This window comes from Pontibacter sp. GD7 (genome assembly GCF_058216375.1).
The window spans coordinates 321,471-343,289 of the sequence record NZ_JBYZMP010000002.1 but is presented as its reverse complement, the minus strand read 5'-3'; the positions used below and the strand labels follow the sequence as shown (position 1 = coordinate 343,289).

Genomic DNA, 21,819 nt, shown 5'->3' with positions numbered 1-21,819 from the left:
AATCCTGATCCTACAACAACTTACACTCACCCAGCCCCATATCCTTGATTGAATTCAGGAACAATTTCGGGTCAATTCTATACTTGCGGGAGTAAGTTGGCAGGGCCAGTTTCTCTTCCGGTACATGCAGGGTTATCTCCAGGCGTTTTTGGCCCGGACTGGAAACAATGGAGTTTTCCAGCGCCTCTGCCAGGTTTGGCGTGAAGTGCTGCAGGTTGATGTTGAGCTGCACACCCTGTGCCATTTTGTCCAGTACATCGCCAAGTAATTGAATGTTGGTAGGCTTCAACTCCCATTGGTCTTCGGACTTGTAGCGCAGCTGCACTTTGCCCCGGATGAACAGGTATAAGCCCATCTTCAGGTAGGGTGAGAACTTCACGTAATCCTCTCCGAATAGCGCCATTTGCATCGATGTGTCGTAGTCTTCGATGGTGAACAGGGCAAACGGGTTACCGTTCTTGGCGGTGCGAATCACCACGTCGGTAACCATACCCGCCACGTTTACATCGCGGTTTTTATACTCTTCGATATTAGAAAGTGCGCAGGTGCAGTAAGAATCAATTTCCAGCTTAAACTGGTCCAGCGGGTGGCCCGACATGTAGAATCCTACTACCTCCTTCTCACGGCGAAGCATCTCAGCCTGCGTCCAAACCGGCACTTCAGGTATCTTAGGCAATGGGGCAGCCACAGCGGCACCTCCGCCAAACAGCGACTGCTGTGCAGCCTGCTGCTCTGCCTGGTAGCTGTTACCGTAGCGCACGGCCTTCTCCAGCACGCTCATACTTTCACCTTCCGGAATCTCGATCAGCTGGGCACGGTGGTACAGTTCCCAAGAGTCGAAGCAGCCGGCCAGGGCCATACTTTCAAAGGTCTTTTTGTTCACGGCACGCAGGTTAATGCGCTTGGCAAAGTCGAAGATGTCCTGGTACAAGCCGTTCTTTTCTCTTTCGGAGATGATGGCCTCTACGGCAGCCTCGCCAGTACCTTTTATAGCGCCCAACCCGAAACGGATCTGCCCCTGGTCGTTCACGTTGAACTTGAGCAAAGATTCGTTCACGTCCGGACCCAATACCTCTACTCCTTGCTTGCGTGCCTCCTCAATAAAGAACGTCACCTTTTTGATGTCGTTCATGTTATTGGTAAGCACGGCAGCCATGTACTCGGCAGGGTAGTGGGCCTTCAGGTAACCTGTCTGGTAGGCCACCACCGAATAAGCGGCAGAGTGGGAGCGGTTGAAGCCGTACTGGGCGAACTTCTCCATCACGTCGAACACCTCAGAGGCCTTCTTCGCTGGTATTTTATGAATTTCGGCGGCTCCGGCAATGAATTTCTCACGCTCCTCGGCCATCTTCTTCATGTCCTTCTTACCCATGGCGCGGCGCAGCAAGTCGGCACCACCCAGCGAGTAACCAGCCAGGATCTGGGCCGTCTGCATGATCTGCTCCTGGTACACCATGATGCCGTAGGAGTAGTTCAGGATAGGCTCCAGCAACTCGTGCGGGTATTCCACTTCCTCTTTGCCATGCTTCCGGTTAATGAAGTTCGGGATGAACTGCATCGGGCCCGGACGGTAAAGGGCGTTCATCGCAATCAGGTCTTCAATGTTGGTAGGCTGCAGGTCCTTCAGGTACATGCGCATCCCTTCCGACTCGAACTGGAACGTACCGATGGTGTCACCGCGCTGGTAAAGCTGGTAGGTCTTCTCGTCGTCTATCGGAATATTATCTATGTCGATTTCAACGCCGTGGTTCTTTTTGATCAGTTCCATGGCATCCTTGATAATGGTCAGGGTTTTCAGACCCAAAAAGTCCATCTTCAGCATGCCTGCACTCTCAATTACCTTACCATCGAACTGCGTAACCAGCAGGTCAGCGTCTTTGGAGGTGGAAACCGGGATGTAATTGGTAATATCGTCCGGGGCGATAATTACACCCGCCGCGTGGATACCGGTGTTTCGAACCGAGCCTTCCAGCTTTTCGGCCAGTTTTAGCACGGCGGCACGGTGGTCGTCACCCTCGCGGATGGCAGCCAGGTCCAGGTTCTCCATAAAGGCCTTTGCTAGCGTAGTGCCCGGGGTATCCGGAACCATCTTGGCCAGTTCGTTGGCTTCTGCTAAAGGCAAAGAAGTAGAACGCGCCACGTCTTTAATCGACGATTTAGCCGCCATAGTACCAAAGGTGATGATCTGCGCCACCTGCGTTTTTCCATACTTGTCCACCACGTAGTCGATCACGCGCTGGCGGTTCACGTCGTCAAAGTCAATATCAATATCGGGCATGGATACACGCTCCGGGTTCAGGAATCGCTCAAACAGCAGGTTATACTTAATCGGGTCGATATTCGTGATACCGATGCAGTAGGCCACAGCAGAACCGGCTGCCGAACCTCGACCCGGCCCCACAAACACGCCCATGTCGCGGCCACGGTTAATGAAGTCCTGCACAATGAGGAAGTAACCGGCAAAACCCATCGTTTCTACAATGCGCAACTCGTAGTCCAGGCGCTCCTCTACCTCCGGCGTAATTTCAGTATAACGCTTCCTGGCACCCTCAAAAGTCAGGTGGCGAAGGTAAGCATCAGGGCCCGCATGTTCTGGAGGAATAGGGAAGTTAGGCAGCAGGATGTCCCGCTTCAGTTTCGGTGGCGTGATCTTGTCTACGATCTCATTGGTATTGTCCACAGACTCCGGCACGTCCTTGAACAGTTCGTTCATCTCGGCCTGCGTCTTAAAGTAGAACTGGTCGTTCGGGAAACCAAAGCGTGTTTTCGGTCCGGCCTCGTCAATGCGGTTCAGCATCTGGCGCACGCTGGACTGGTGGCCATACTTACTGCGCACGTTCTCCACGGTATCGTAGATCACCTTCTGGTCATCCGACAGGAAACGGTAATATTTGGTGGTAAAGTCACCCACCGGGGTGCTCTGGTCCTCGCCGGTATTCACGCAAAGCAGGATGTCGTGGGCATTCCAGTCGTCCTGGTCCACGTAGTGCGAGTCATTGGTGCAGATAACTTTTACGTTATACTTCTTCGCCCATTTTAGCAGCACCTGGTTGATGTCTTCCTGGCTTTTGCCGGTGCCATCGATGTTCATCAGGCCGTGGCGCTGAATCTCGATGTAGTAATCTTCCCCAAACACATCCAGCCACCATTTGAATATTTCCTCCGCCTCTTCCTCCGTTTTCCATAGTATGGCTTGTGGCACCTCAGCACCAATACAGCAGCTGGTGGCAATCAATCCTTTGCTATACTTTAGCAGCAGCTCCTTATCAATACGCGGCCACTTGCTGTACATGCCCTCGATGTAAGACATAGAGCAAAGCTTGGCCAGGTTCTGATAACCCTCCTGATCTTTTGCGAGCAGCAGCTGGTGGTGACGGTTATCTTTCACCTCCTTGCTGAAGGTTTTCTGATGGCGGTCCTTTACCAGGTAAAACTCGCAGCCCACAATCGGCTTCACGTTGTACTTGTTAGCCTCGTTCACGAAGTTAAAGGCGGCGAACATGTTTCCGTGGTCGGTCATGGCAACGGCGGGCATGCCATCAGCCTGCGCCTTTTTCATGAGCGCGCTGATGCTGGCCTGGCCGTCTAGCAGCGAGTACTGTGTATGGGTGTGTAAATGCGAAAAAACAGGCATTTATGGGGAATTATGAATTATGAATGACGAATTATGAATGACTTTAAATCTGGAAATTAACTCCAGCTGCTGCTACAGCAATTATACTTTTAGAAATTTTATAGCATTATGAGAGTAAGGAAAACCGGTCTGCCTTCCATTCATAATTCCTAATTTATAATTGGCGTAGCCACAAGTCATTTTCGGGATGTTAAAATTACGCAAAATAGGTTGGCTGCCCAAACCAAAAGCGGTTCATTTACCAACACAGTTACCAACAAAAAAGCAGCAGAAATAATCTCCTGCTGCCTCTCTTTTCTCTGTTAAATTTATACTTGTGTTTCCCGTTTTTCCTCCTCGGGTTGGTTTACCACAAACAGGGTGCGGGTAGGGTAGGCAATCTCGATGCCCCGGCTTTCAAACTCTTTAAAAATACGCAGGTTTATGGCCTGCTGTATGTCCATGTACACCACATAGGCCGGGTCCAGCACATAGTACACCACCTCAAAATCCAGGCTGGAGTCGCCGTAAGTTTTAAAGTGTGCCCTGTCGAACTCCACAGGGTTCTGGCTCTCAACGATCTCTTTCAGTAGTTTGGGTATCTGTTCTAAGTGCTCGTAAGAGGTCTGGTAGGTAACACCTATGGTAAATATGGCCCTTCTGCGTTGCATGCGTTTAAAGTTGTGGATGCGTGAGCCGGTAAGGTCGCTGTTGGCGAAAACAAGTTGCTCCCCGGATAACGTTTTGATGCGTGTGGTCTTTACTCCAATATGCTCTACAACCCCGTTTTTGTCGTCTACTACCAGAAAATCGCCTACCTCAAAAGGCTTGTCCAGGAAGATGACGAAGTAGTTGAAAAGGTCGCCGAGTATGTTTTGCGCTGCCAGGGCCACGGCTATACCGCCCACACCCAAGCCGGCGATCACGGCGGTAAGGTCGTAGCCCATGTTATCCAGCAAAAAGCCGAGGCCGATAAACCAGATCACCACGTTCACGATCAGCTTTATAGCACCTAGTTCGTTCACATGGTCACTGTCGGGCCGCCTTCTTTTTAAGTATGACTGTATGACCAGGATAATAACAGAAACCAGCAACCGGATAACCATGATGGTAACAGCCACTGTTACGGCTATCTGCAGGATGTGCGCAATGCGCTCAGTAGTTTCGAGGTAGCTGAGGGCGAAGTATATGATCAGGAAATAGACAATCGGGATGCCGTATTTGCTGAAGCTTTCAATGATATAGTTGTCCAGGCGGGTTTCGGTACTTTCAGTCCATTTTGCCAACCGGAGCAGAAAAGCCCGCTTGAATATCTTTACCAGCAGTACACCGATAAAGATGGCGCTTAATACAATGATGTAGTCTCTTACCGTGTTATGATAGTAAATCCTATCCAGTAATTCTTCCATTAATAAAGTGTTTGATTTGTAAGATATGCTGCTTCTTATACAGCTGCTGTGGGGTAATGTTTTAATTCGTGATGTTTGTGCCTGATATACAATGGGTAAGGCAAGAGGGGTGTAACTTATAGCCAGAATATTAGTTGATTTTTAAGGCATGTTCAAACTATAACTGCTATACTTGAACCTGACGTAAGTATAAGTCTGTGCCAAAACTGGTGCTGTAAAGTATAAACACATGACGAAAGCAGGAGGGAAGTTAAAGGATATGTTCAGGGCGCTGCGTTCTCGCAATTACAAGCTGTTCTTTGTGGGGCAGGGCATCTCCCTTATCGGCACCTGGATGCAGCAGGTGGCCCTGAGTTGGCTGGTGTACCGCCTCACCGACTCTGTTTTCCTGCTGGGTGCCGTAACTTTCTCCAGTCAGATTCCTGCCTTTTTACTGGGCCCCTTTGCAGGCGTGATAGCCGATAAGTTTGAGCGCCGAAAGGTGTTGCTAGTGACACAGGTATTGTCTATGCTGCAGGCCTCCACTCTGGCAACACTGGTTCTGACAGATAGTATAGAAATCTGGCACATACTTGCCCTGAGTGCCGTGTTAGGTACAATCAACGCTTTCGATATTGCCACGAGGCAGGCTTTTGTGATAGAGCTGGTGGAAAAGCGTGAAGATGTGAGTAATGCCATTGCCCTTAACTCCTCGATGTTTAACATGGCCCGGTTGGTGGGCCCCACAGTGGCAGGCCTGATCATCTCGGTGGTAGGTGAGGGAATCTGTTTGCTGATAAATGCCATGAGCTATGTGGCGGTGCTGGCCTCATTGCTGATGATGCAACTAAAGCCCTTTGAGCCGGTTAAGCAAGAGCGTAAAGCGTGGCAGTCTCTGGTGGATGGCTTTAAGTATACTTTCGGCTTTGCACCCATACGCGCACTTATACTTATCGTGGGGCTAATCAGCCTGTTTGGGATGCCGTTTACGGTACTTTTGCCGGTTTTTGCCCGCGATATTTTGCAGGGTGGGGCCAACACGCTGGGTTACCTGATGGGTGCTTCCGGCTTCGGAGCCTTAGCCGGTGCCATGTTCCTGGCGCAGCGAAAATCAGTAGTGGGGCTGGGCAAGGTTATTATTTACTGCATGCTGCTGTTTGGGTTTGCTCTGATGGCTTTTTCATTTTCAGAGATCTTCATGTTATCGTTGGTGCTGATGCTGTTTAGCGGTTTTGGCATGATCGTGACAATGGCCTCCTGTAACACGCTTTTGCAAACCATTGTGGATGACGATAAACGGGGCCGCGTGATGAGTTTGTATGCTACCGCGTTTATGGGGATGGCCCCGGTGGGAAGTATGTTGGCTGGTTCAGTGGCAGAGCATATTGGAGTAGCTCATACTTTGCTGGGACTTGGTTTCCTGTGCGTATTCAGCGTTATACCCTTTGCCGTAAACAGACCCAAGTTGAGACAAATGGTACAACCGATCTACGAACGCCTCGGTATCGTGCCGGAAATAGCCACTGGCCTGCAATCCGCCTCAAACCTTACCGCCCCGCCAGAGGATAGGTGAGTGTCGTTAATCGTTGTTCGTTATCCGTTGATCGTTTTTCGTTGCTGGAAATTGATGTTCTCTTTTTCAGAAGACCCTTAAAAGTATAAAGCCGGCTCTTGGGCCGGCTTTATACTTTGTGATGTTATTCCAATCATTTTAATGACTGCATTAATTCGAACAACGGTCAACGGATAACGAACAACGAACAATAAAATCCTACTTTTTCTTGATCAGCAGTTTTTCGCCTGGTTTCACGTTGAAGTCTGCTTTGTTGTTCCACTCCATCACGTCTTTAATGGTAACGCCATACTTGCGTGATATTTGGTACATGCTTTCGCCGGTTTCTACTGTGTGGTAAACCGTCTCAGTTGTTGTGCCTGCTTTGGTATCTGTCGCTTTAACTTCCGTTGCTTTAGAAGCAGGAGCGGCCGTTTTAGGTGCCGCAACACGCAGCTCCATGCCCAGTTTCAGGTTATTATCCGTCAGGTTGTTCCAGGTGCGCAGCTCGTCAACGGTTATGCCATAGCGCTTCGATATCTGGTATAATGTTTCGCCGGCTAGAACAGTGTGCGTTTCGGTGGCAGGTTCCTGTATAGCTACTTCCTGTACAGTTGTGGCGCCAAGTGGTTCGGCAACTATAAGCTCTTGTCCTGGCTGTAGTCCTGTATTGCCTAGGCTGTTCCATGCTGTCAGCTGGGCTACGGTAACATTGTACTGCTTAGAAATAGCGTAAAGCGTCTCTCCTTTGGCTACCACGTGCTTAGCAGATTTTGCTGCAGGTACATTTGCTTGAGATGTGGTAGCCTGTGGCTTGCTCACAATTGTGGTTTCTGCTTTCTTTTCTGCTGGCTTGGCCGGAGTGGTTGTTGGTTTAGCGGCAGGTGTTTTGGCAGGCGCTTCCTCCTTTTCCTGATACAGCACCATTTCTACCTCATCATCAATTTCCTGCTCTGTTTCTTCTTTCTTCGTTACTGCAGCCTTTTCAATCGGTTTAGTTTCCGGCTTCACTTCCTGTTTTGGCTGTGGTTTAGCCTCCGTTTTAGTGGCCGCAGGGTTCTGGGTTGCCGGTTTAGAGCCTAGTCTGTCTTTGCTGGATGGGTATAAAGCGCCTTTAGGCTGGGCAACCACAGTTTCTTCTACCACTTTTTCCTCCACAGTGGTTTCAGGAGCCTCCTCTGCTTTGGCAACCTCTGCCGTTTCTTTTGCAGGGGCAACAGCAGGGTTCGCCTGTGCTACTGCAGGGCTTGTTTCTGGCTGCGAGTCGGCTTTTTTGTCTTTCTTAAAGCTGTTGAAGAAACGTTTCAATATGTTGTCCTTCGGAGCCTCGTCTTTTTTATCTGCCGATGTTGTTTTCACGGCTGTGCCTTCCGGGCTGTTGTAGCTTGGAGTGGCATTTCTGGCTGCGCCTTGCATGGCATTAGCGGTCCTGATCTCAACTGGTGTATGGGTAGGGCGGCGCTTCTGAAGCCAAAGTACGCGACCTGGCACAGCAACCTCATTTTTAGTCATGCGGTTTTTGTAGCGCAGGTAATTTAACCTGATGCCATAATGCTGCGATATCTGCTGCATGTTCTCGCCTGCCTGCACCACATGGTACTCCGCATCGGCTGATGTCTTTTTAGGTTCGGTATAGTACGCAGTACCCGCTACGATCTCATCAAAGTTATGCAGGTCGTTATACTTTAAAAACTTGCGCGTTGAGATTCCTGCCTGTAAGGCCAGTTTGTCTTTTGTGTCATTAGGCCGGGCAACAAGGGCGCTCAGGCCATTGCGTTTTACTGCCGTTGCGGCTGCAGCGGACTGCTGCGTGTTGCTGGGAGTGGCTTTTGCGGCCGGGGCGGTCTTTTCGTCTTTAGCCACAGATGCCATCACTCCAGTTTCGCCGTTGCGCACCGGTACCATCACATAGTAATCTTTATCTGATGGAATAGAGTTGCCTAAAAGCCATTTGTTATACTTTTCAAGCTCAGCATAGTCGGTTTTAGTGGCAAGTGCAATGTCTGTCAGGCTTTGGCCGGGAGTGGCACGCAACTCACGCAGCGAAACAGCCGGTTTTTCTTTGCCCACGAAGTTGTCATAAGCAATTTTATGTGCAAGGAATGTAATCACATAGGGGTGTGATTTTTCATTAACATCCATTTTCTTGGCGCCAGCATCCGATGGTTTGGAGTAAGTTTTTACGCCTGTATAGCCAAGGTAGTATGACAGCAGCGAAGTAAACCAGTTGTCGTAATTCTTGTTGCTGCGCTTAAAATACTGTGCCGCACCACGGCTTGCCTCGATAATGTGGCGGCGTTCATCCACCACATTGTCCATGCGCAGGTTAAAGTCAGAAGCGGCCTCTTTCTTAAACTGCCAGTAACCTACGGCATTAGAAGTAGACACAGCATCACCGATCAGTCCGCTTTCCTGCAGCGCCAGGTACTTAAAATCATCCGGAACGCCTTCTTCTTTAAAAACACGCTCTATTATCGGGAAGTAAGCGTTGGCCAAATCCACCTTAATCTTAAAGTAAGTCTGATTACGGTGCAGAGCATCAACTTTTTTCTGTATCTCCTGCTGTGCGGCATCAGATATCCTTAGGTGCACATCCGCGAAATATACATTTTTAGGTACTGTAACAGTTTGCGCTAAAGCCAGCAAAGGCAAAAGCAGCAGAACGAGAAGTGGTAGCTGTTTTCTCATAAAAAGGTAATGGTAAATATACTTTGGCTAAAAATTTTACTTTCAGGCTCTACTTCCGGTTGAATAGCAGAGAGCTAATCATCTCTGAATTAATATATTCAGAAAATAATATAGTGTCTGCAAAAATAAAGGATTTTACCGCTCTTTATACTTAGGAACGAAGTATTTTTAGTAAAATTTTTTAGAGGGAGTAGGATTTAATCATTCACAGATTGCACAGTTGCTCTGGTGCCGAAACGAAAAAGGGTAAGCACCAAATGCTTACCCTTTTTACCTCATATTATGTAGAGCTTTTATAGCTTCCGTGCAATCATCAACCCGTCCCTTACTGGTAACAGAATATTTTCTACCCTTGGGTCGTCGTGCACTTTTTTGTTGAATGCAAGCAAGGCGGCTGTGTCTTCGTCAAGCTTTTTTCTATACTTCTCCAGTACCTTTCCGCTCCATAGCACGTTGTCGGCTATAATATAGCCTCCCGGCGCCATCCGCTCGATTACCATGTCGTAGTAAGCAGCGTTGTTTATTTTGTCCGCATCTATAAACACTAGGTCAAAAACAGCATCTATGGTTGGGATAATATCCAGCGCATTGCCGATGTAGTACTTTATACTTTCAGATAAACCGGCCTCCTCAAAGTAGCCGCGCACCCGGTCTTCCAGTTCTTCGTTGATGTCGATGGTGTGCAAGGTGCCGCCTTCCTGCAGCCCTTCGGCCAGGCAAAGAGCCGAGTAGCCGGTGTAGGTGCCCACTTCTAGTACCTGTTTAGGTTTGATCATGTGCGAGAACATGGACAGCAGCCTGCCCTGCATGTGCCCCGACAACATGCGCGGTTTCATCACGCTCAGGTGTGTTTGTCGATTAACCTTGTGCAGCAACTCACTCTCCGGCGAAGTATGCTCCTCAGCGTATCTTTGCAGGTCCTCGTCAATGAATTCCATCTATTTAACTGTTAAATTGTTGGTTGTTAAATTGTTGTTTGGTGTAGTTTAGCAATTAAACAATTTAACCTTTTACCGGAACGTAGTTAAGAAAGCTCAGCTGTTCTTCGCGCAGTACATCGTTGGCGATGTCAACCAGGTCACCGGCTTTTATACTTTTGATCTTGTCAAAGATTTCGTTCAGCGATTCCACCCTGTCCAGATCAAGTATACTTTTCCCGATCATCATCATCAGGCCCATGTTGCTTTCTTCTGCCATGGCCAGCTGTCCCATTAACTGTTCTTTGGCTGTATGCAGTTGCAGTGAACCCAGTGGCTTTTCGCGCAGCTTTCTCAGCTCTTTTAATACAAGCGATGTAGTGCGTTTCAACTGTTTTTTCTCTGTGCCGAAGTATATGGAAAGCAGGCCTGTGTCTATGTAAGTAGCGTAGTTCGCATCAATAGTATACACCAATCCATGCTTTTCGCGCACGGCCAGGTTCAATCGGGAGTTCATGCCCGGCCCGCCCAGCAGGTTTACCAGCATAAAAAACGGTATGCGCCTGTCATCAGACAAAGCATATGCCGGACAGCCCATTACGCAATGTGCCTGTGAGATGGATTTCTCGAAAGTAACCGTTTTGGGCAGGTAATTGATAAAAGGCATGCGTTCGCGCTGCTTCTGCACAAAAGGTATATGGCTCAGGTATTTCTCCGCGATCTTCACCACCTTCTCGAAAGGCAGATTGCTTACCGAGCAGAATAAAAGCGAATTGTTACTCAGGTTACGGCTGATGAAGTCCAGGAAATCCTGTTTTTGAAAGCTGGAGACGCTGTCTTTGGTGCCTAAGATGTTATTGCCTAGCGGGTGCCCGTCAAATACCACCGAATCAAACTCGTCTACAATGGCCTCTTCGGGAGTATCTAAGTACATGGCCATCTCTTCCAGAATAACGCCACGCTCTTTTTCTATCTCCTTTTCCGGAAAAACAGAGTGAAATGTAATATCGGTCAGCAGCTCAAACGATTTCTCGAAGTGCTTGTCTAGCACGGAGCTATAAAAGCATATTTTTTCTTTGGTAGTATAGGCATTCAGCTCACCACCAACAGACTCCAGGCGGTTAAGGATATGGAACGACTTACGCTTTTGTGTGCCTTTGAAAGCCATGTGCTCCCAGAAATGGGCAAGGCCTAACTGGTTCGGGCACTCGTCGCGGCTGCCGATATCCATGATAAAGCCGCTGTGGGCTATCTTGGTATGCAGCACCTGCTTATGCACTACGCGTATTCCGTTAGGTAATGTATGGATTTGGTAATCAAGCATTCAATCTGAAATTAGCCTGCAAAGGTACGGAAAATACAGGAGAGTTTAGGGGTAGGGCAGAAGGTTCTTTGTTTGAGTTTCTTTGATTCTGTGATCCTTTTTAGCTGATGCTGTTCCTCAACTATTATATTTTCTGCCTTTTAATCTAGCCGCTTCTGATCCTCAGTCTTAACAGCTATATCGTTTCACTTCTTGCTTTGGTGCCCTCAAGGCCGGGAGGCCTCGCCTTGGGGGTAGGGGCCCTCGATGAAGGGCATCGCGCTGTGTATCTGAAGCTGCCGGGGGTAGGGGCCCTCTATAGCTCTGCTTCGGCTGCCTCGCTGCGCTCAGCACCGCAACAGCTACAAGGCGCTCTTTATCGAGGGCCCCTTCCCCCACCCAAAGGCTGGGATAGACACTTCTTTGTTGACGACCTCTGTAATTGGGAGCAAAGTATAAATTGTTAAAGGCAAAAATTCCCCTCTTGAGAGGGGCAGGGGTGTGTCAATCGTCTGCAGAAACTCCCTCTCCTGTTTTTAGGAGAGGGCTGGGGTGAGGTAAAACTCCCCTCCTTGGACTACCGAGAACGCGAGTTTGATGGTAGCGAGCATAGCTCTGAAGGGCAGGGGAGGTTGGACCCGGTGCTGCTGAAAAGCGAGTCTGGAGACTCGCACCCACTTGGCGGCACCAGTTGGATGCTGGCGCCAGAAAAATGGAATAATTAATTACCCTTCGCTTTACCACCCACATTAATTACAAAGCCAAGCGAGAAAACAGAATAGGCAGCGGTAAGATCATCGCGGTTTTTAAGGCCGAAGGTGGTGCCGGAAGTGTATTGAAGCTGCACAGACGGGTTCAGGGTAAGGCGCGTGTAGAAGATGGGCTCAAGGAAAATGTTGTCTTCTTCTGCGGCAGCTTCGCCGTTTATCTTGAAATCGTGCATGTTTACATAACTGGCGCGCAGCGTTGTGCCATAATTCAGCGGAAATTCCCTGTTTAACAGCCTTAACGATTTTTTCTTTTTAGAGGTAAAGTTGGCCTGCACAAAATATTTGCTGAAATCAGCTTCCATGCGTTTGTAGTGTATGGTGCCGTCATCGTGCTTGTCTTTCTCGGTGCGGTCGCTGCTGCCACCGCCATAGCCGGCATAGAACTCTAAAATTCTTTCATTATTAGAGCCAAATGTAGTGAAGTACCCACCGCCGGCCTCGATCAGGTTATGCCGAAAGTCGCGTTTGCGGCGCTCGCTATTGAGCATGGACCCGCTCAGGATTACCCCAAAGTGGTCGCTTACGGCATAGGCTGTATTAAAAGTAATATTGCCCTTTGGGGTAACATGGCCGGCAGCGCTTAGTTCTCCTTTCTGGGTAAACATGGGCACGTTGGGCACATTGGGCATATAGGTAGATACACAGCCAGGCATTAGTAGTATAAGTATGGCCAGGCCTATATTTAATAAAATAGAACCAGGATAACGCTTGTAAAAGAGGGGAGTACTTGGTTTTTTCATAATATAGCAATGCCGCTGCTTTGTGATATCTGTTTGTTTTTAGAAGTTTTCAGTCTTTCGAGGTTTTAAAACAAGCCATAAAATGAAATAAAACCTAACATGTAAACCAGAACTTAGTGAAAATATTTGCCTTTCTAAGTATAGGTTAAATTATATATTTGAAATATTGCTGCCATCCGGTTTGTCGTCCTGTATTTTTATCTCAATTAGGATTGCGCTAGCTTTGTAACATAGTCCGGTAGCCCTCATGAAAAAAATACTGATCATACAAACGGCTTTTCTTGGTGATGTAGTATTGGCTACAGCCTTAATTGAGAAACTGCATACGTTTTACCCACAGGCGCAGCTTGATTTTTTATTGCGCAAAGGCAACGAAAGTTTGCTGAAAGAACACCCGCTGCTGAAGCAGGTGCTTATCTGGAACAAAAAAGAAGGCAAGTATAAAAGCCTGCTGAAGTTGCTGACGCAGATAAGAAGTGAAAAGTATGACCTGGTGGTTAACGTGCAGCGCTTTGGAGCTACCGGCATACTAACCGCCTTGTCTGGTGCCAAAGAAACAGTGGGTTTTGACAAGAATCCATTCTCCCGGTTTTTTACCCGCCGCTATACCCACGTCGTAACTTCGGGCACACATGAGGTGGAGCGCAACCACCTGCTTATCCAAAGTATAACTGATGACAATGCTGCAAGGCCGAAGCTGTACCCTAACCAGGCTGATTTTGCGAAAGTGCAGGACCTGAAACAGCAAGCGTTTATCTGTATGGCGCCTACCTCCGTTTGGTTTACCAAGCAGTTTCCGCTGGAGCAATGGGTAACGCTTATCAATAGCATCGATGCAAAGTATAAAATATACCTGCTAGGCTCTCCGGCTGATAAGGCGCACTGTGATGAGATCAAGCGGCAGTGTAGTCATCAGAACATAGAAAACCTTTGCGGGCACTTGAGCCTTTTGCAGTCGGCGGCGCTTATGCGGGATGCCGTGCTGAACTATGTGAATGACTCCGGCCCCATGCACCTTGCCTCGGCTTTGAATGCGCCTGCATGTGCTGTTTATTGCTCTACGGTGCCGCGTTTCGGATTTGGCCCACTAGCTGACTTTGCAAAGATCGTAGAGCGCGAAGAGCCACTCTATTGCCGCCCTTGTGGCCTGCATGGGTACAAGGCTTGCCCGGAAGGGCATTTTAAGTGCGCCAGGGAAATCCGGAACGAACAGCTGCTGGAGGTGTTGCGAGTTAGAGAGTTAGAAAGTTAGAGAGTCTGGGAGGTGTTGGGATTTCGAAGCTGCTTTTGCTGCGGATCGATCTCCAAAGTATAAAGGCAGAACTAACTACCCTTCGTGAACATCTTGCTCAACCTGGAGTTTTACACTATATTTAAAAGTATAAACTATCAGGCTAACCCTTACAAGATAAAACTACATGAAGTACCACCCGATAGGGCAGGAGCTGTTTGTGCATAACCGCCACAACCTGGCCAAACACCTGAAATCCTCCTCCATAGCGATACTGCACTCGAATGATGTAATGCCTACCAATGCGGATGGTACCATGCCCTTTAAGCAGAACAGCGATCTTTTTTACCTTTCAGGTATAGATCAGGAAGAAAGTATACTGCTGCTTTTTCCGGATGCCAGGGACCCGCGCATGCAGGAGATACTCTTTGTTCGGGAAACAAACGAGCACATTCTTACCTGGGAGGGGTATAAGCTAACCAAACAGCAGGCGCAGGAGGTGTCCGGTATCAAGACCATATTCTGGACGCATGAATTTAATTCAGTGCTGCACGCGCTTGTTTCGGAGGCGGAGCATGTATACCTGAACTCCAATGAGCACCCAAGGGCGGTGGTTGAGGTGGAAACACGTGATGCCCGCTTCGTAAAGTGGATGAAAGAGCATTACCCTCTGCACAGGTATGAGCGATTAGCGCCAGTTATGCACCTGCTGCGGGCAATAAAGTCTGAGGCTGAGGTAGCCATGATAAAACAGGCTTGCCAGATAACGGAGAAGGCATTCAGGAGGCTGCTTGGTTTTATAAAGCCTGGGGTGATGGAGTATGAGGTAGAGGCTGAGATCTACCATGAGTTTCTTCGCAACCGATCGCGTGGGCCGGCCTACCAGCCAATTATTGCCTCAGGTGCAAACGCCTGCATACTTCATTACATAGATAATTTCCGGGAATGCAAAGATGGCGACCTGGTATTAATGGACTTTGGCGCAGAGTATGCCAACTATGCCTCAGACCTGACCAGGACAGTGCCGGTGAACGGTACATTCTCGAAGCGGCAGCGGGAAGTATACGATGCCGTGTTGCGGGTAATGAAAGCGGCCACCCAGATGCTGGTGCCTGGTAATACACTGGCGCAGTACCATCAGTTTGTAGGAACTGTAATGGAAAACGAACTGATAAGGCTGGACCTGTTAAATGAAAGCGATGTTCGGAACCAGGATCCGAAGAACCCGCTTTACAAGAAATATTTTATGCACGGCACCTCGCACCACCTGGGCCTGGATGTGCACGACGTTGGAGATAAGCACCGTGCCTTTGAGGAAGGAATGGTGTTTACCTGCGAGCCTGGTATCTATATTAAAGAAGAGGGGATAGGTATAAGGCTGGAGAACGACATACTGATAAAAAGCAATGGCCCTTTAGACCTGATGGCGAGCATCCCACTGGAGGCTGAGGACATTGAACAGCTGATGCAGCGAAGGTAAAATAGAGTGTAATTCATTGATTATTAAAGTTGTCGGTAAGTGTGCCGGCAACTTTTTTTATTGTACTTACTTTAAAATAGTGACATTTACACCAAAATTCGGCCATAGTTAAAACCTTGTAAATTATATTCAGTTTAATTATATGGTATATACTTTTAACCAAAGGTGCTGTATTGCAGTATAAAGCAGTGCAATTTTTAAAATGAGCGGGCAACTCCTTGTAACAGGTTTGTCTGGGTGTTAATTAAACGTAGCGCTTATGGAAAAAACGTATACTCTAAATCAAATCTATTCTCCCTACCTGACTCCCCGGAATTTTGAGATGTTATTTTTAATACATCGCTAAACTTGATTAAAAATATGCACGTATGAACATATCAAAATATATTATAAAGAACCATGCAAACAAGAATTACTAAACTGTGTACTATTGCTTTCGTGCTTGCTTTGCTGCTGTCTATGAATACAGCACTGTTTGCACAAAGCGCTGACCAGCGGACAAATATCCAAATATACGGTAGTGCCTTGCAGTACAGAGGCGATCTACAGAATGACAAGGAGTACAGTAAAATTGACTGGGGCGGAGGCATTAACCTTAACCGCTATATCAGTCCATCCTTTGACCTGGGCTTAGGCCTAACCTACGGCAGCGCAGAGGACAAAGGTACTGGAGCCTTGACCGGAGCTAACTTTGATGCCCAGATGGGTACTGCTTTGTTGAATCTGCGCCTTAAGATGTATGGCAAGATTCTGAAAGAGGATGCCTTTATCGGGCCATATCTGCAAATTGGTGGTGGTGGCGCCTGGGCTAAAACAGATGCTGTAAGAGCCGATGGCTCCAGACAGGTGGACGATAAGTTCTTTACAGCCGCTGCCAGAGGTGGTGCCGGTATTCGTTTCCGCTTCTCTGATGCTGTTAGCGCTTTCTTTGAAACCAACTACTTGATCATCGGTCAGGATAAAATTGATGGTTATGACGTAGGTGAGAACGATCGTTTCCTGCAGCATAACGTTGGCCTTGGTTTTAACTTAGGTAAGGCTGTTGATACTGACATGGACGGTGTGCCTGACAGAAGAGACAAGTGCCCTGACACCCCAACCGGCGTACAAGTGGACAAAAACGGTTGCCCAATTGATACGGACGGTGACGGCGTGGCAGATTACCAGGATGAGTGCCCAACAGAGGCTGGCGTAGCTAACCTGAACGGTTGCCCTGACAGAGACGGTGACGGTGTTGCTGACAAAAACGATGAGTGCCCAGATGAGGCCGGTACTGCCGCAACAAACGGTTGCCCAGATGCTGACGGTGATGGCGTTGCTGATAAAAACGACAAGTGCCCTAACACACCAGCCGGTGTACGTGTAGGTCCGGATGGTTGCCCTGTAGATTCTGACGGTGATGGTATTCCGGATAATGAGGATGCCTGCCCTAACACACCAGGCCCAGGCACAGCAAACGGTTGCCCAGCCCTTGACCCAGCTACGCTGAAGATACTTGAAGAGAAAGTGCGCTTCGAGTTTGACAGAGCAAGAGTACAGGACGCTTACAAGCAACTGCTGGACAGCATCGTGATGGTGTTAGGTAAATACCCAGACCACGTGCTGCTGATCAAAGGTCACGCTGACTACATCGGTACTGAAGAGTATAACCAGGCGCTTTCTGAGCGCAGAGCGCAGGCTGTAAAAGATTACTTAGTGCAGCGTGGTGTTCAGAACCCAGACAGACTGGTGACCAGAGGTTACGGTGAATCAAGACCTTTAGTGAAAGTAAACGAAAGACTACCACGAAGCAGAACAGAGGCCGCGAGGGCTAAGAACCGAAGGGTAGGATTTGAGATGAATACACCGGATATGAAATTGAACTTGGAATAAAAGTTTTAATAAAAGCAAAAAGCGCAACGGAATTGTCCGTTGCGCTTTTTTTATGTCTAACTTTTAATCTGTTATACCAAACAACATCTAAAAGGTGGAGTTTTTAGGAGCATTGGTTGATTTGTACTCGGTAATAAATAGATAGATAATTGATAGAAAACAGGTAATCTTATTTGCTGGCCAGCTGTACATTTTTGGCAACATACAGGGCTATCTGCTGCGAAGTTAATATCTCAGAAAGCGAGGCGAAGTATCTGTTGGTCAGTTCCAGGGTCTTGTTATCCGCTGTCTCTTTTGCCGCTGATGCTTTTATACCTGCCAGTTCAGAGCTAAAATTTCTGTTCAGTTCTTTTAGCTGTATGTATTGCATTTCATTCAGCTGCAGGTCGCCGATGACCTCACGGCCTACCTGGCCCGACAGAATCGTGAGGGCAGCTTTTTTGTCGGAAAACGTAGGGTTACCGTTTGCAGAAACCTGCTGCGTGGTAGCTGTAATGGTAAGCGCCAATAAAGCCAGAACTGTAAAATGCTTTTTCATAAGGCTAAAAGTTGAAATGTTACAGATAGCATTTCAAGCGATGTGCCAGTATTTAAAAGTGCCTTTATTAAGCCGTAATGAGGGTTTTGCTTTTCCTGTGGTAGGTAATTTGTCTATTTTTTGGAATGTATTGCTTAAAATGGGAAAAAATCAGCCTTTAGAAGCTAGCAAGTATAACACTGCCATGCGTATCGCAACTCCATTCTCAACCTGATTAAGTATGATAGAGTGGTGTGAGTCGGCAGCGTCGGAGCTAAGCTCTACGCCTCGGTTGATAGGGCCAGGGTGCATCACGGTAATTTCCTTATCCAGGCTGTCAAGTAGCTTTTTATCGATGCCATAGTATAAAGTATACTCTCTTAACGAAGGGAAATACTTCATCTGCTGGCGTTCCAGCTGGATGCGCAGCACGTTCGCCACATCGCACCACTGCAATGCTTTGCGAACATCCAGCTCTACTTTCACGCCGATCGCCCGGATGTACTTTGGCAACAAAGTAATAGGGCCACAAACCATAACCTCAGCCCCTAACTTCTGGAGGGCAAAAATATTAGACAAGGCAACCCTGGAGTGCAGGATATCACCAATGATCACCACCTTCTTACCTGCAACCTCGCCATACTTTTCCCGAATCGAGAATGTGTCCAGAAGCGCCTGTGTAGGGTGTTCATGGGTGCCGTCGCCGGCATTTACAATATTAGCATTAATGTGGCGGCTCAAAAAGTGTGGCGCGCCTGGGCTGGAGTGGCGCATCACGATCATGTCCACTTTCATGGCCAGGATGTTGTTTACCGTGTCGAGCAGGGTTTCGCCTTTTTTCACGGAGCTGCTACTGCTGCTAAAATTAATTACGTCCGCAGATAACCTCTTCTCAGCCAACTCAAACGAAAGGCGCGTGCGGGTAGAGTTTTCGAAAAAAACGTTGGCAATGGTAATATCGCGCAGCGAGGGTACCTTTTTAATTGGCCTGTTAAGCACGTCTTTAAAATTGTCGGCAGTTTCGAAGATAAGCTGGATATCTTCCGGAGTAATGTCTTTGATGCCTAACAGGTGCCTAACGCTGAGCTCTTGCATGGGGGAGAAATCTATTCGTCGGTTTTTGTAATTAGCCAGATATTGTCTTCCGGTTTATCCTGCCCTTGCCACTCTACCAATACCCGCTGGCTCTGGAGCGAGTTGACATGGCGGCCAACATAAGTAGGCTGAATCGGCAAGTGGCGTGTATATAACCTGTCTATCAGCACGAGTAACTCTACATTGGCTGGGCGTCCGTAGGCGATCATGGCATCCAGGGCAGCGCGTACAGAACGGCCCGTATACAACACATCGTCTACCAGAATTACCTTTTTTCCCTCAATCAGGAAGTCGACTTTGGTCGCATTGGCTGTTAAGGGCGAATCACGCCGCCGGAAGTCATCACGATGAAAAGTAGTGTCGAGGTGGCCAGTTGGGACTTGTTTGCCAAGTATGGACGCCAATGTTCGCTGTATGCGCTGAGCAACATAAATGCCGCGCGGTTGCAGGCCAAGTATTACAGAATCAGAAAAGTCGCCGTGGTTTTCGATGAGCTGGTGGCAAAGGCGCAGCACCATTATCTCGAGTAACTGGTGATTTACGATGAGTCTTTTCTGCATAGCCGGAAGTCTTGCTTACAAATATAGGTTAAATTGTTGGATTGTTAAATTGTTGATTGTTGGTTAATCGTAGGTCGTTGATTGTGGTAGATATATAATATGTTCCGTCTTATTGTTTTATAGCGCAAGTGTTAAACGAAGTGTCACTTGTGTTGGTGTATGAGGGCAAGTCTTCAGACTTGCGGAAGTATAAATCGTTAAAAAGGTTATTTATAGCTATCGGAAGTCTGAAGACTTTCCCACATAGTAAGTCACAAGTCACGCTAGCGCTTAAGACTTGCGCCAGGAAGGTAGAGACGCAATATTTTGCGTCTTAGTGGCTATAGCACAATAGGTTTTGCCTTGACAGTACCGGTCAAAGTATAATATGAAAGTATGGGTTGCCTGCCAGACCTCACAGCGTTTTCCATACTTGTCAGCGTCTCAACGTTGTAGCTAACAAGACGCAAAATATTCCGTCTCTACAATCCTAATAACGAACAACCAACAACGAATAACAAAATCGCGCCTTTACAACTCAACAACTAAAAACTAATCTTATTCAAATAGAAAACATTGCGGGGTTCTGCGCCGGCTGGTTTTACACGCTGGAAGCCAAAGGCTACGAAGTTGTTATCGTACCACTTTATAATGCCCGGGTTTTCGGTTAGCTGTATCTTTTCGTTGTCGAAGTATGGCCTTATTTCAAGTTCACGCTCTTTGTCATCAAACCTGTCTTCCTGCATGATGTGGTAAATGATCTTCTCATCGTCTGGGTAAGCCATTATCACGCGTCCATCTCTTGCCCAGCCTACCTCAACGGCATGCACTAGATCGGAAGTGGTCACATCCTTTAACGGAAAGATATTGTCCCATAGTAGATTACCGTCTTTGTCAAAGCTCATGGCAACGGCGTGTGTGTGCTTGTACCCTTCGTTCTGTTGCCGGAAAGCCTGCCGGGTATCTAGCGGAAACGCTACTGCATTGCCACGATACTGCGGGTAATAAGCTTCGCCGGCCAGCAGGTAGCCGGATGGCGTTGTGATAAGGTCGTGTAGTAATACCCTGAAGCGATACAGCGGCTCCTTTCCTGTTTTAAGACGTTCCAGTTCACGGGCTCTTGTGCGTTCCTCCCGTCGGGGTTTCAGGTATTTAAAGGAATTCTTTAGCTGCAGCATGCTGTAAAAGTTGCCATTGCCAAAGTATGTGCTTACCGGCTTTGTAAAAAAACCGGCTGTGTAGCGCAGATCGCGGGCACTATAGGTGCCCAGCAGCAGTTTTTGGGCAGAGTCTCCGGGAGTGATCTCGGCGTTTAGCAGGTTTTTACCCTCCTGCTGAAGTATAAAGTAATTGCGGATCAGTTCGCCGGTGGCATCAAAGCTTTTAACCTGAAGCCTCGATATCCGGCCATTAGACTCAGCCAACACTACATCCAGCCTGTTATTTTCCGGGTCGGCCAGCATGTCCGAAAAACTGGATTCCTCGCCGTACACGGCAGGCAGTTGTTTAAACTTGTCGGTAGTGGGGTTTAAGTATAAAAGCAGCGGTTTCTGGTTCAAGCGGTTCTGGCCGATCAGGAAGTAATTGCCCTGTAGCACGTTAAACTCATGTATGGTGTCGATGTCCTTTAACTCGATCTGCTTTACAGTTGTGGCCCCTGTGCGGATGTTGGTGCGTGTAAAAACATACTTTTCAGGGTCATCCCCGTCGAAGACCGCATAAGCATAGGGCATTTCGATATAATGGCGTATAAAATTAAACTTTGGCGGGATCTCGGCGGAGTTGCTCCATACTTTTTCCAGTTTGTGGTTATACTTGGTAAAGTAAAAATCTGCCTTGGTGCTCCAGATATTGCCGGTTTTATGGTATACCAGCAGACTGCTGTCGGGGAGGGAGATTACCTCTACACTGGTCTCAGTTCTCAGGAAGGGGAGTTCCAGCCGAATGGGTTGCAAGGGCTCCTGCGCAAAAAGAGTGGCAGTTTGTAAGAGCAAAAAAACAAGAAACATAAAACGTACTTTAGCCATGGTAGGGTATCTGTGCTATGTAGTACTGGTAAAGTATAAATGGCGCCTCAATTATGTACTCTATTTGGGCGCCATTCGTTGTTTGTT

15 protein-coding genes are annotated in these 21,819 nt (G+C 47.9%); 5 read left to right on the top strand and 10 right to left on the bottom strand.

Annotated features, from left to right (window positions below; translation table 11 throughout):
- Positions 1–10 precede the first annotated feature (10 nt).
- Together dnaE and AC4BAP_RS04510 are read right to left on the bottom strand one after the other, a co-directional pair.
- Positions 11–3,634 carry a DNA polymerase III subunit alpha gene (dnaE, locus tag AC4BAP_RS04515; protein ID WP_490581432.1) on the bottom strand — a complete coding sequence of 1,208 codons (3,624 nt, stop codon included), beginning with the start codon at positions 3,632–3,634 and terminating at the stop codon, positions 11–13.
- A gap of 308 nt (positions 3,635–3,942) precedes the next feature.
- Positions 3,943–5,022, bottom strand: a complete 1,080-nt coding sequence (locus AC4BAP_RS04510) for a mechanosensitive ion channel family protein (protein WP_490581431.1) — start codon at positions 5,020–5,022, stop codon at positions 3,943–3,945.
- A 229-nt stretch (positions 5,023–5,251) separates the two neighbouring features.
- Here AC4BAP_RS04510 and AC4BAP_RS04505 point away from each other — a divergent pair, with 229 nt between their 5' ends.
- On the top strand, positions 5,252–6,574 hold the full coding sequence (locus AC4BAP_RS04505; RefSeq protein WP_490581430.1) for an MFS transporter: 1,323 nt from the start codon (positions 5,252–5,254) through the stop codon (positions 6,572–6,574).
- 198 nt (positions 6,575–6,772) lie between these two features.
- On the opposite strand, the gene AC4BAP_RS04500 is transcribed toward AC4BAP_RS04505, so the two are convergent.
- The 3 genes from AC4BAP_RS04500 to AC4BAP_RS04490 form a co-directional block, all read right to left on the bottom strand.
- Positions 6,773–9,241, bottom strand: a complete 2,469-nt coding sequence (locus AC4BAP_RS04500; RefSeq protein WP_490581429.1) for a LysM peptidoglycan-binding domain-containing protein — start codon at positions 9,239–9,241, stop codon at positions 6,773–6,775.
- Positions 9,242–9,534: 293 nt separating this feature from the next.
- Positions 9,535–10,179: an O-methyltransferase gene (locus AC4BAP_RS04495; RefSeq protein WP_490581428.1), complete on the bottom strand. Its 645-nt coding sequence runs from the start codon at positions 10,177–10,179 to the stop codon at positions 9,535–9,537.
- 64 nt (positions 10,180–10,243) lie between these two features.
- Entirely contained in the window at positions 10,244–11,482 is a 1,239-nt protein-coding gene (locus tag AC4BAP_RS04490; RefSeq protein WP_490581427.1) for a M16 family metallopeptidase, read from the bottom strand.
- Positions 11,483–12,033: 551 nt separating this feature from the next.
- Between AC4BAP_RS04490 and AC4BAP_RS04485 the strand changes: the two genes are divergently transcribed.
- Positions 12,034–12,186 carry a hypothetical protein gene (locus AC4BAP_RS04485; RefSeq protein ID WP_490581426.1) on the top strand — a complete coding sequence of 51 codons (153 nt, stop codon included), beginning with the start codon at positions 12,034–12,036 and terminating at the stop codon, positions 12,184–12,186.
- Here the strand turns inward: AC4BAP_RS04485 and AC4BAP_RS04480 are convergent.
- Positions 12,183–12,971: a hypothetical protein gene (locus AC4BAP_RS04480; RefSeq protein ID WP_490581425.1), complete on the bottom strand. Its 789-nt coding sequence runs from the start codon at positions 12,969–12,971 to the stop codon at positions 12,183–12,185. The two genes, AC4BAP_RS04485 and AC4BAP_RS04480, sit on opposite strands and share 4 nt — an antisense overlap.
- Before the next feature lie 247 nt (positions 12,972–13,218).
- Between AC4BAP_RS04480 and AC4BAP_RS04475 the strand changes: the two genes are divergently transcribed.
- The 3 genes from AC4BAP_RS04475 to AC4BAP_RS04465 all read left to right on the top strand — a co-directional run bounded on the left by AC4BAP_RS04475 (position 13,219) and on the right by AC4BAP_RS04465 (position 17,554).
- Entirely contained in the window at positions 13,219–14,223 is a 1,005-nt protein-coding gene (locus AC4BAP_RS04475; RefSeq protein ID WP_490581424.1) for a glycosyltransferase family 9 protein, read from the top strand.
- A 166-nt stretch (positions 14,224–14,389) separates the two neighbouring features.
- A complete protein-coding gene (locus AC4BAP_RS04470) occupies positions 14,390–15,682 on the top strand; it encodes an aminopeptidase P N-terminal domain-containing protein (protein WP_490581423.1) in 1,293 nt (430 codons plus the stop codon).
- A 399-nt stretch (positions 15,683–16,081) separates the two neighbouring features.
- A complete protein-coding gene (locus tag AC4BAP_RS04465) occupies positions 16,082–17,554 on the top strand; it encodes an OmpA family protein (RefSeq protein ID WP_490581422.1) in 1,473 nt (490 codons plus the stop codon).
- A gap of 169 nt (positions 17,555–17,723) precedes the next feature.
- On the opposite strand, the gene AC4BAP_RS04460 is transcribed toward AC4BAP_RS04465, so the two are convergent.
- From AC4BAP_RS04460 to AC4BAP_RS04445, 4 genes are all read right to left on the bottom strand, one after another.
- Positions 17,724–18,092: a hypothetical protein gene (locus AC4BAP_RS04460; protein ID WP_490581421.1), complete on the bottom strand. Its 369-nt coding sequence runs from the start codon at positions 18,090–18,092 to the stop codon at positions 17,724–17,726.
- A 150-nt stretch (positions 18,093–18,242) separates the two neighbouring features.
- The gene (locus AC4BAP_RS04455; protein ID WP_490581420.1) at positions 18,243–19,166 is read right to left on the bottom strand and encodes an aspartate carbamoyltransferase catalytic subunit; all 924 of its coding nucleotides are present in this window, start codon (positions 19,164–19,166) and stop codon (positions 18,243–18,245) included.
- 11 nt (positions 19,167–19,177) lie between these two features.
- Positions 19,178–19,726, bottom strand: coding sequence for a bifunctional pyr operon transcriptional regulator/uracil phosphoribosyltransferase PyrR (gene pyrR, locus AC4BAP_RS04450; protein WP_490581419.1), 549 nt, complete (start codon positions 19,724–19,726; stop codon positions 19,178–19,180).
- Positions 19,727–20,250: 524 nt separating this feature from the next.
- The gene (locus AC4BAP_RS04445; protein ID WP_490581418.1) at positions 20,251–21,732 is read right to left on the bottom strand and encodes a recombinase family protein; all 1,482 of its coding nucleotides are present in this window, start codon (positions 21,730–21,732) and stop codon (positions 20,251–20,253) included.
- Positions 21,733–21,819 lie beyond the last annotated feature (87 nt).

Bases quoted from the DNA above. Each gene is read 5' to 3' on its own strand.
- dnaE (WP_490581432.1), bottom strand. From the start codon at position 3,634: ATGCCTGTTTTTTCGCATTTACACACCCATACACAGTACTCGCTGCTA.
- AC4BAP_RS04510 (WP_490581431.1), bottom strand. From the start codon at position 5,022: ATGGAAGAATTACTGGATAGGATTTACTATCATAACACGGTAAGAGAC.
- AC4BAP_RS04505 (WP_490581430.1), top strand. From the start codon at position 5,252: ATGACGAAAGCAGGAGGGAAGTTAAAGGATATGTTCAGGGCGCTGCGT.
- AC4BAP_RS04500 (WP_490581429.1), bottom strand. From the start codon at position 9,241: ATGAGAAAACAGCTACCACTTCTCGTTCTGCTGCTTTTGCCTTTGCTG.
- AC4BAP_RS04495 (WP_490581428.1), bottom strand. From the start codon at position 10,179: ATGGAATTCATTGACGAGGACCTGCAAAGATACGCTGAGGAGCATACT.
- AC4BAP_RS04490 (WP_490581427.1), bottom strand. From the start codon at position 11,482: ATGCTTGATTACCAAATCCATACATTACCTAACGGAATACGCGTAGTG.
- AC4BAP_RS04480 (WP_490581425.1), bottom strand. From the start codon at position 12,971: ATGAAAAAACCAAGTACTCCCCTCTTTTACAAGCGTTATCCTGGTTCT.
- AC4BAP_RS04475 (WP_490581424.1), top strand. From the start codon at position 13,219: ATGAAAAAAATACTGATCATACAAACGGCTTTTCTTGGTGATGTAGTA.
- AC4BAP_RS04470 (WP_490581423.1), top strand. From the start codon at position 14,390: ATGAAGTACCACCCGATAGGGCAGGAGCTGTTTGTGCATAACCGCCAC.
- AC4BAP_RS04465 (WP_490581422.1), top strand. From the start codon at position 16,082: ATGCAAACAAGAATTACTAAACTGTGTACTATTGCTTTCGTGCTTGCT.
- AC4BAP_RS04460 (WP_490581421.1), bottom strand. From the start codon at position 18,092: ATGAAAAAGCATTTTACAGTTCTGGCTTTATTGGCGCTTACCATTACA.
- AC4BAP_RS04455 (WP_490581420.1), bottom strand. From the start codon at position 19,166: ATGCAAGAGCTCAGCGTTAGGCACCTGTTAGGCATCAAAGACATTACT.
- pyrR (WP_490581419.1), bottom strand. From the start codon at position 19,726: ATGCAGAAAAGACTCATCGTAAATCACCAGTTACTCGAGATAATGGTG.
- AC4BAP_RS04445 (WP_490581418.1), bottom strand. From the start codon at position 21,732: ATGGCTAAAGTACGTTTTATGTTTCTTGTTTTTTTGCTCTTACAAACT.